At 70.6% G+C, this 9,585-nt stretch carries 8 protein-coding genes and 1 pseudogene; 4 read left to right on the top strand and 5 right to left on the bottom strand.

The features are described 5' to 3' along the window. The 3 genes and pseudogenes from BM536_RS22050 to BM536_RS22040 all read left to right on the top strand — a co-directional run. Positions 1 to 1,171, top strand: a pseudogene (locus BM536_RS22050) (TerD family protein); the annotation flags it as partial. A 287-nt stretch (positions 1,172 to 1,458) separates the two neighbouring features. After that, positions 1,459 to 2,484 (top strand): TerC family protein, encoded by a 1,026-nt coding sequence (locus tag BM536_RS22045; RefSeq protein ID WP_073494848.1) that lies wholly within the window; start codon positions 1,459 to 1,461, stop codon positions 2,482 to 2,484. 120 nt (positions 2,485 to 2,604) lie between these two features. Continuing rightward, entirely contained in the window at positions 2,605 to 3,705 is a 1,101-nt protein-coding gene (locus BM536_RS22040; protein ID WP_073494846.1) for a calcium:cation antiporter, read from the top strand. Here BM536_RS22040 and BM536_RS22035 read toward each other — a convergent pair. Together BM536_RS22035 and BM536_RS22030 are read right to left on the bottom strand one after the other, a co-directional pair. Further along, complete coding sequence (locus tag BM536_RS22035; protein ID WP_094103516.1) at positions 3,695 to 5,074, bottom strand: MFS transporter; 1,380 nt, start codon at positions 5,072 to 5,074, stop codon at positions 3,695 to 3,697. The genes BM536_RS22040 and BM536_RS22035 overlap by 11 nt on opposite strands. A 112-nt stretch (positions 5,075 to 5,186) precedes the next feature. Then, entirely contained in the window at positions 5,187 to 6,233 is a 1,047-nt protein-coding gene (locus BM536_RS22030) for a S66 family peptidase (RefSeq protein WP_073494844.1), read from the bottom strand. A gap of 127 nt (positions 6,234 to 6,360) precedes the next feature. Here BM536_RS22030 and aroQ point away from each other — a divergent pair, with 127 nt between their 5' ends. Continuing rightward, entirely contained in the window at positions 6,361 to 6,834 is a 474-nt protein-coding gene (gene aroQ, locus BM536_RS22025; protein WP_073494842.1) for a type II 3-dehydroquinate dehydratase, read from the top strand. Positions 6,835 to 6,953: 119 nt separating this feature from the next. On the opposite strand, the gene BM536_RS22020 is transcribed toward aroQ, so the two are convergent. Genes BM536_RS22020 through BM536_RS22010 form a run of 3 tightly spaced genes read right to left on the bottom strand, consistent with a single transcriptional unit; the run spans position 6,954 to position 9,522 of the window. Then, complete coding sequence (locus tag BM536_RS22020) at positions 6,954 to 7,727, bottom strand: amino acid ABC transporter ATP-binding protein (protein WP_211362925.1); 774 nt, start codon at positions 7,725 to 7,727, stop codon at positions 6,954 to 6,956. Further along, positions 7,724 to 8,641: an amino acid ABC transporter permease gene (locus tag BM536_RS22015; RefSeq protein ID WP_073494840.1), complete on the bottom strand. Its 918-nt coding sequence runs from the start codon at positions 8,639 to 8,641 to the stop codon at positions 7,724 to 7,726. Before BM536_RS22015 ends, BM536_RS22020 begins: the two co-directional genes overlap by 4 nt. Next, a complete protein-coding gene (locus tag BM536_RS22010; protein ID WP_073494838.1) occupies positions 8,638 to 9,522 on the bottom strand; it encodes an ABC transporter substrate-binding protein in 885 nt (294 codons plus the stop codon). The genes BM536_RS22015 and BM536_RS22010 overlap by 4 nt, the downstream gene beginning before the upstream one ends. Between the last annotated feature and the right edge of the window lie 63 nt (positions 9,523 to 9,585).

Raw genomic sequence — 9,585 nt, 5'->3', positions numbered from 1 at the left:
CCCGCCCGCCTCACCCCCGGCAGAGCCCGGCCGGCCCGCGCAGCCGGTCGCCGGGGACGCCACCGGCTGGTCGATGGAGGAGCGGCTGTACAACCAGGTCTGGGGCATGTTCGAGGACCTGGCCCGCGCCACGGCCGCGTACCGCAGCGCCGTCGACTTCGCCGACACCCGGATGGACAGGGAACTCGACGAGGTCCTCTCCGACCCGCGCAGCCGGATAGGTGGCCGGGGCGACGCGGCCCGCGAGTCCGCTCGCGCCAAGCACGCCCAACTCGTCGACCAGGCCCGGCAGGTCCTGGACCGGGACCTCGCCCAGCTCGCCGCCGAGGCCGAGGTCGTCGAGCCGGCGCTGCCCCCGGCCTACGCGCGCTGGGACAACCCGGCCTGGCACGCCTACCGCGTACCCATGGAGATGCCCATGGCTCTGCGCCTGGGCGATCTCCACCTGCCCGAGAGCGACCGCCTGCGCATCCCCATGCTCATCCGCCTCCCGCTGGAGCGCGGTCTGTGGATCGACAGCGGGCGGACCGGGGCGCCCGACGGCTCGTTCCTGGACTCCCACGAGCTGCGCCGGCTCGCGCTGGACTCGGCCGTGGCGCACACGGCCCGGCTGCTGGCGGTCCATCCCGCCGACGAGTTCACGGTGCATGTCGTCGATCCGGCCGGTTCGGGTGCGCAGGCGTTCGCCCCGCTGGTGCGGAGCGGCGTGCTCGCGGCGCCGCCCGCCGTGGGCGCGGCCGGTGTGGCGGACCTCCTGACCCGGCTCACCGAGCACGTCGACCTGGTGCAGATGGCGGTGCGCGGTGGTGCCGCAGACTCGCTTCCGCCCGACTTCGACACGGCCCAGCAGCTCCTGGTGGTCAACGATTTCCCGCACGGCTTCGACGACCGTGCCGTGACCCGGCTCCGCTACCTCGCGGACGAGGGTCCGGCCGTCGGGGTCCATCTGATGTTGGTCGCCGACCGCGAGGACGCCGCCGGTTACGGTCCGTTGCTGGACCCGCTGTGGCGCGGGCTGATGCGTCTCACTCCGGTTCCGGACGACCATCTCGCCGATCCCTGGGTCGGGCATGCCTGGACGTACGAACCAGCCCTCCTGCCGCCCGGCAGTCAGGTGCTCCAGCAGGTCCTCGCGCAGGTCGCCGAGGGCCGCCGCCTCCGGCGCGACTGATCCGCTTCCCCCGTTCGCCAAGTAACCGTAAAGTGCCTCTGACCAGGTATTTTTGTCTTTCTTTTGCCGATCACTTTACCTTTCCTTGGTAATTGGGTAGTGTTTTTCCCACGGAGGGAGTACTCCCTGTCTGCTGCGGCGTACCCGTCAATACGGATCAGGCCTGATCCCGGGGCGTCGGCCCGTGTGGCCCCGTGCGCATGCTGTGCGCCGGGACCCGGGGTGGAAGAGACCTCCGGCAGCGCGACGACGCTGATCACCTGCCGTTACGTACTGCCGGAGGCGCAGTGGATGTTTCCCTGACCCTGTGGGTCCTGACCATCGTGGGCCTGAGTGCCCTCATCGCGATCGACTTCTTCATCGGCCGCAAGCCGCATGACGTGTCGATCAAGGAAGCCGGTATCTGGACCGTCGTCTGGATCGTCCTGGCCGCCCTGTTCGGGCTCGGCCTGTTCCTCTTCGGCGGAGGCGAGCCCGCCGGAGAGTTCTTCGCGGGCTTCATCACCGAGAAGTCGCTCAGTGTCGACAACCTCTTCGTCTTCGTCCTGATCATGGCGAAGTTCGCCGTCCCCTCGCAGTACCAGCAGCGGGTCCTGCTCATCGGCGTACTCATAGCCCTGGTTCTGCGGGCGATCTTCATCGCCGCGGGCGCCGCGATCCTCGCCAGCTTCGCCTGGGTGTTCTACCTGTTCGGCGCCTTCCTCATCTGGACCGCCTGGAAGCTCATCCAGGAGGCGCGGGCCGACCAGGAGGACGAGGAGTTCGAGGAGAACAAGCTGCTCAAGGCCGCCGAGCGCAAGTTCGGTGTCGCCGACCGCTACCACGGCACCAAGCTGTGGATCGAGCAGAACGGCAAGCGGGTCATGACCCCGATGCTGGTCGTGATGCTCGCGATCGGCTCCACCGACGTGCTCTTCGCCCTCGACTCGATCCCCGCGATCTTCGGCCTGACGCAGGACCCGTACATCGTGTTCACGGCCAACGCGTTCGCATTGATGGGCCTGAGGCAGCTGTACTTCCTCATCGGCGGCCTGCTGAGGAAGCTGGTCCACCTCAGCTACGGCCTGTCGATCATCCTCGGCTTCATCGGCGTGAAGCTGGTGCTGCACGCGCTGCACGAGTCCGGGGTCCATGTCCCCGAGATCAGCATCCCTGTCTCGCTCGGCGTCATCTGCTCCGTCCTGATCGTCACCACCATCACCAGCCTGTGGGCCTCGAAGAAGCAGGCGGCGACCGAGGCGGCCCGGAAGCCGGGGACCGAGAAGGCGGGGACCGGCGGCGAAGGCTCCCCGAAGGACAGCATCGACGTCTGACCACGGGCGATGCAGGGAGGGCCTCGGGAGCGGTGCGCGGCGGCGATTCGCCGGGCACCGCTCCCGGCGTTTCGCGCAGACCGGAATGCGCGGTCCGAACCGCTCTGCGACGATCGCTGCATGATCGCTCGGCTCAGGTCGCTCACGATCCGCTGGACGTCCGTCGTGCCCGCGCTCGCCGTCGTCCTGCTGATTCTGTCCTGGGGCCGTGACCTCGCTCCGGTGGTGGTCGCGCTGGTCACCGTCGTCCTCGCGGGAGCCGTCCTGGCGGCCGTGCACCATGCCGAGGTCGTCGCCCACCGCGTCGGCGAACCCTTCGGCTCCCTGGTGCTGGCGGTCGCCGTGACGATCATCGAGGTCGCGCTGATCGTCACACTGATGGCGGACGGCGGCGACAAGGGTTCGACCCTCGCCAGGGACACGGTTTTCGCGGCCGTGATGATCACCTGCAACGGCATCGTCGGCCTGAGCCTCCTGGTCGCCTCCCTGCGCCACGGCACGGCGATCTTCAACCCCGAGGGCACCGGCGCCGCCCTGGCGACCGTCGCGACCCTGGCCACCCTGAGCCTGGTCCTGCCGACCTTCACCACCAGCAAACCGGGGCCGGAGTTCTCCAGCGTCCAGCTCACCTTCGCCGCCCTGTCCTCCCTGATCCTCTACGGCCTGTTCGTGGCGACCCAGACCGTCCGGCACCGCGACTACTTCCTGCCGGTCACCCGGCAGGGAGACGTGATCACCGGGGACGACCACGCCGCCGTGCCGTCCTCGCGCACCGCGGTGATCAGCCTGAGCCTGCTCGGCCTGGCCCTGATCGGCGTGGTGGGGCTGGCCAAGGGGGTCTCTCCGACGATCGAGGACGGCGTGGAGGCCGCAGGGCTTCCCCACGCCGTCGTCGGAGTGATCATCGCGCTGCTCGTGCTGCTCCCCGAGACCATCGCCGCGCTGCGCTCCGCCCGACGTGACCGGGTGCAGACCAGCCTCAACCTCGCGCTCGGCTCCGCGATGGCCAGCATCGGCCTGACCATCCCGGCCGTCGCCCTGGCCTCCGTGTGGCTCTCCGGACCGCTCGTCCTCGGCCTGGGCCCCACCCACATGGTGCTGCTCGCGCTCACCGTCGTCGTCAGTTCCCTGACCGTCGTACCGGGAAGGGCCACACCGCTCCAGGGCGGCGTGCATCTCGTGCTGTTCGCGGCGTATCTGGAGCTGGCGATCAATCCGTAGCGGCCAGGCCACCGGCCCCGGCCCCAGCCCCGGCTTCCGCTCCCGCTCCAGCCCCCGCCCCCGCTCCAGCACCTGCCTCCGGTCCCGGTCCCGGACCGGAGGCGGCTTCCGGTGCTGTCTGCGCCGCCGGCGCCGGTCGCGTCTCCGGCAGCAGGGCGAAGCAGCCGAGGCTGAGCAGCGCGATGCCCGTCAGATACGCACCCACACCCCAGGGGACGCGCCCCGAGTGCTCGGCCAGCGCCGTCGCCGCGAGGGGGGTGAGAGCGCCGCCGAGGACTCCGCCGAGGTTGTAGCCGACCGCCGCGCCCGTGCAGCGGATCCTCGGCTCGTACAACTCCGGCAGGTAGGCGGCGATGACGGCGAACATGGTGACGAACGCGAGCATGGCACCGAGGAACCCCAGGAACATCGGCAGCGGCTCGCCCGTCCCCAGAAGCGCGACCAGGGGGAACATCCACAGCGCGGCGGCGGCGCAGCCGGCCAGACACAACGGTCGCCGCCCGTAGAGGTCGCCGAGCAGTGCCGCCACGGGCGTCAACGCCCCCTTCACCACCACCGCGGCCATGATGCAGGCCAGCATGACGGTCCGGCTCACACCGAGCCGTTCCGTGCCATAGGCGAGCGACCAGGTCGTCACGGCGTAGAAGATCGCGTAGCCGACGGCGAGTCCGCCGGCGGTCAGCAGGACGAGCCGCCAGTGGGAGCGGACCACCTCCACGAGCGGCACGCGCGCGGGGGCCTCGATCTCCAGGAACCGAGGGCTCTCGGGCAGCGACGACCTCAGCCACAGCCCGAGCACCGCCAGCACGCCCGCCGCCCAGAAGGGCACCCGCCAGCCCCACCGCGCGAACTGCGCCTCGGTCAGGGAGGCGGACAGGGCCAGCACCACGCCGTTGGCGAGCAGGAAGCCCACCGCGGGCCCGACCTGCGGGAAGCTCGACCACAGCCCGCGCCGCCCGGCGGGCGCGTGCTCCGCCGTCAGCAGCACCGCGCCGCCCCATTCCCCGCCGAGCCCCAGCCCCTGCAGAAACCGCAGCACGAGCAGCAGCACGGGAGCCGCCACCCCGATCGAGCCGTACGTCGGCACGCACCCGACCGCGACCGTCGAGGCGCCCGTCAGCAACAGGGAGACCACGAGGACCGGCCGGCGTCCGCGCCGGTCCCCGACGTGACCGAAGAGCACCGACCCCAGCGGCCGGGCCACGAAGCCCACGCCGAACGTCGCGAACGCCGCCAGTGTTCCCGCCAGCGGCGAGAACGTCGGAAAGAACAGCGGCCCCAGGACGAGCGCCGCGGCGGTCCCGTAGACGAAGAAGTCGTAGAACTCGATGGCCGTCCCGGCGAGCGAGGCGGCCGCGAGCCGCGGCATGGAGGGCGCCTTCGCGGTGCTTACGGTGCGTACGTCGTGCATGCCGCGTCAACTACCCACGGTGACCGACGGTTACGGGGGCGCACGGTGGCGCGACCGCGTGTCGCAGGGCTCAGTAGGTGACGGTGATGCGCCGTTCCGGGCCGTCGACGCGGATCGTCCCGCCGTAGGGGAGAACGAGTTGCGGGTCTGTGTGGCCGAAGTCCACGTCGAAGACGGCGAGGGTGTCGGGCGCGTAGATCTCGAGCGCGCTCAGTACGGCCTCACGCTGCTCGGCGGCGTACCGGGCGGCGTCGGCGGGATTGTTGGGCTGTTCGAAGGACCATGTCTTGGCGCGGGCCATCAGGAACGCGGGGAACCGCTGGAGGAGACCGCGCTCGCCCATGGTGCGCAGGATCCGGAAGACCTCCGTGCCGCTGGGCAGTTCCTCCGAGGTCTCCAGGAACAGCACGCCGCCGTCGTACACCGACAGGTCGTGGGAGATCTCGCGGTCGGCCATCAGGAGCCAGGAGAGGATCTCCAGGTTGCCGCCCCAGCCACGGCCCTCGACCACCCGGTCGGCGTTGCGCCAGATCCAGCCGGTGCCCGGCCGGGTCTCCGGTTCCGACAAGAAGGTCGCCGGGTCGGCCCAGTCGCGGTTGACGTCGTTCCAGCGCTCGGCGGGCCGCAGTTCGTACGCGCCCGAGGTGAACAGGGCCGCCCGCAGGGAGTCTGCGGTCAGCGCGTCCATGGCCACCGGCCGCCCGAGCTGGACCATCACGGTCGCGCCGTGGTAGCCGACGATTCCTGTGTTGTACAGGAAGGCGAGCAGATTGGTGTTGTCGCTCGTCCCGAAGAACGGCTTCGGGTTGGCCCGGATCAACTCGCGGTCCAGCAGCGGCAGGACGGTGATCTGGTCGTCGCCGCCGATCGTCGCGATGACCGCCTTGACGTCGGGGTCGGCGAAGGCCGCGTGGATGTCGTCGGCCCGCTCCCGCGGCGTCGCGCCCATCGTGCGGGTCGTCGGGTACTCGACCGGCTCGAGGCCGAACTCCCCGCGCAGCCGCTCCAGGCCCAGTTCGTGGGGGACCGGGAAGAGTCCCGGGAGGCCGGCGCCCGGCGAGAGGACGGCTATGCGGTCACCGGGCGAGGGCTTGGGAGGATACGACGGTGTGGTCATGCCACGAGGCTAGGGCTTCGGTCCCTGCTATTTCACCGTGATGAAACCGGCTCCGAGCCACCGTGATAAACCGGGTCCGAGCAGCGGTCCGAAGGGCCGCCCCACGCCGAACGGACCGGAGGAAACCGTGCCCCGCACCCTGGCCAACGCCCCCATCATGATTCTCAACGGCCCCAATCTGAACCTTCTGGGGCAGCGCCAGCCGGAGATCTACGGCTCCGACACGCTCGCCGACATCGAGGCGCTCTGCGCGAAGGCCGCGGCGGCGCACGGCGGCACGGTGGACTTCCGGCAGTCCAACCACGAGGGCGAGCTGGTGGACTGGATCCACGAGGCGCGGCGGAACCACTGCGCCGTCGTGATCAACCCCGGTGCCTACTCGCACACGTCGATCGCGATTCTCGACGCGCTCAACACCTGCGACGGACTGCCGGTGCTGGAGGTCCACATCTCCAACATCCACCAGCGCGAGTCCTTCCGGCACCACTCGTACGTCTCCCTGCGTGCCGACGGCGTCATCGCGGGCTGCGGAGTGCAGGGCTACGTGTTCGCCGTGGAGCGTGTCGCCGCGCTGGCGGGGGCGGGGCAGGCGAGCACCTGAGCGCCCGCCGGGCGCGATCGCCCGGCCACGTGTGAGCACCGGCCACGTGTGAGCACCGGCCACGCGTAAGCACCGGCCTCCTGGCAGGCGCCCCTTACCGGCGCCCTCACCGGCGTCCCTCACAGGCGTCCGGCCTCCACGATCCGCCGCAGGAAGCGCCGCGTGCGCTCCTGCCGGGGGTCGCCGAAGACCTGCTCGGGGGTGCCGTGCTCCAGCACCACGCCTTCGTCCAGGAAGCAGACCTGGTCGGCGACCTCGCGGGCGAAGCCCATCTCGTGCGTGGCCAGCACCATGGTCATGCCGTCGCCCTTCAGATCACGCACCACGTTCAGGACCTCGCCCACCAGCTCCGGGTCCAGGGCCGCGGTGATCTCGTCGAGCAGCAGCAGCCGGGGACGAACGGCCAGGGCGCGCACGATGGCGACCCGCTGCTGCTGGCCGCCGCTGAGCCGGTCCGGGTAGGCGCCCGCCTTCCCGCCCAGCCCGAGCCGCTCCAGCAGCTCCCTGGCGTGTTCCTCGGCGTCCGCGCGGGCGACCCCGTGCACCCGGCGAGGAGCGAGTGTGATGTTCTCCAGCACCGTCATGTGCGGGAACAGGTTGTACGCCTGGAAGACCACGCCGATACGGCGCCGTACCGCGTCCGGGTCGGCACGTGGGTCGGTGATCTCCTCGCCGTCCAGCCAGATCGCCCCGTCGTCCACGTCCTCCAGCAGGTTGGCACAGCGCAGCAGCGTGGACTTGCCGGAGCCGGAGGCGCCGATCAGCGCGGTCACCGTGTGCGGGGCGACCTCCAGGTCGACGTCCCGCAGGACGACCGCGTCGCCGAAGGTCTTGCGAACGGCCTCCATCCGCAGGACGGGGAGGCCTCCGGGGGACACGGGCACATCACTCATGTCGTTCCTCCCTGCGCCCGCTGACGGTCCATCCGGGACGTCACCCAGTCCGTGAACCGGGTCATGGGGATGGTCAGCGCCACGAAGACCAGCCCCGCGACGATGTACGGCGTGTAGTTGAGGCTGCGGCCCGCGATGATGTCCGCGGCGCGTACGGCGTCGATCGCGCCGCCGATGGACACCAGCCCGGTGTCCTTCTGGAGGGACACCAGGTCGTTCAGCAGCGGCGGCACCTGACGGCGGACGGCCTGGGGCAGCACGACGTACCGCAGTGCCTGCCGGTTGTTCAGGCCCAGTGAGCGGGCCGCCGCGCGCTGCGAGGGGTGGACGGACTCGATGCCGGCGCGGAACACCTCGGCCACGTACGCCGAGTACGTCAGCGTCAGGGCGGTACCGCCGAGCAGGACCGGGTCGACGGTCACGCCTTGAAGGCGCAGGGCCGGCACGCCGAGCACCACGATCATCAGGTTGATGATCAGCGGCAGACCGCGGAAGAAGTCGGTGTAGGCGGCGGCGAGCACCCGCAGCGGGAAGAAGACGGGGCCGCGCAGGGTGCGGGCGACGGCGATGAGCATGCCGAGGACCAGCACGGCGGCGCCGCAGACGAGCAGCAGCCGGACGTTCAGCCAGAGCCCTTCGAGGACCTTGGGGAACGCCTCGCGCGCGTACTGCCCGTCGAAGAAGGTCTCCTTGGTGCGCTGCCAGCCGGGCGCGCTCACCACGACCAGGTAGAGGACGGCACCGGTGACCAGGGTGGAGGCGGCGGCGATCGCGGTCGCGCGGCGGGTACGCGCGCGCTTGTGGCGCTCGCGCTCCAGCCGCCGCGGCGAGGGCACGTACCCGTCGCCCGCAGGGTCCGCGCCGCCCTTGTCGTCGGCTTCCTCCGGCTCAGACTGCTCCTTCACCAGCGTCACTTGAGCACCGGGGCGTCGACGGCGTCGGAGAGCCACCGCTGCTCGATTTTCGCCAGCGTGCCGTTCTCCCGCAGGGTGTCCACGGCGTCCGTCACGCAGGAGGTGAGCGCGCTGCCCTTGTCGAGCACGAGCCCGAACTGCTCCGGCGTCCCGCCCTTGTTCGCGAACTGCCCGACGATCCGGGCGTCCGTGACCTCGGCGGCGGTGATGTAGAAGGCGGTCGGCAGGTCGGTGACGATGGCGTCGACCTGGCCGTTCTTCAGCGCGGACTTGGCCTGGTCGTTCTTGGCGTAGACAGCAGCGGCCCCGGTCGGCTTCACCACGTCGTCGATGTAGTCGAGGCTGGTGGTGCCGACCTGGGCGCCCAGTTCGAGGCCCTTGAGGTCGGCGATGCTCTTCGCGCTCGCGGCCTTGGAGCCCTTCAGCGCGATGACGGCCTGGCGCACGTCGTAGTAGCCGGACGAGAAGTCCACGGCCTTCCTGCGCTCCTCGCTGATCGACACCTGGTTGATGTCGAAGTCGAAGGTCTTCGCACCGGGCGCGAACGCCTTGTTGAAGGGCACGCTCTGCCAGACGACGGCGCTCTTGTCGTATCCGAGCTGCTCGGCCACGGCGTACGCCACCGCCGACTCGAAGCCCTCACCACTCGCGGGCTCGCCGTTCTTGAACCACGGCTCGTAAGCGGGCTCGTCGGTGGCGATCGTCAGCGTGCCGGAGGTCCTGGTGGCCAACTCGCCCTTGGCGCAGGCGCCTCCGGTGGAACCGGACGGCGAGGCGGCCGCCTCCTCCTCCGGCTGCGGTGCGCAGCCGACGGCGGCGGCGAGGAGGGCGACGGTGATGCCGGCGACAGCGCGGCGCAGGGTACGAGGGGCAGGGCGCATGGCGGGAGACTCGCAGCGAAAGCCGTGTTTGTCGAGGTCGCGAAAGTGTCTTCCCGCATGGTG

The organism is Streptomyces phaeoluteigriseus (genome assembly GCF_001896135.2).
GTDB classification, from domain to species: domain Bacteria; phylum Actinomycetota; class Actinomycetes; order Streptomycetales; family Streptomycetaceae; genus Streptomyces; species Streptomyces phaeoluteigriseus.
This window is presented reverse-complemented; position numbering and strand designations above follow the sequence as displayed.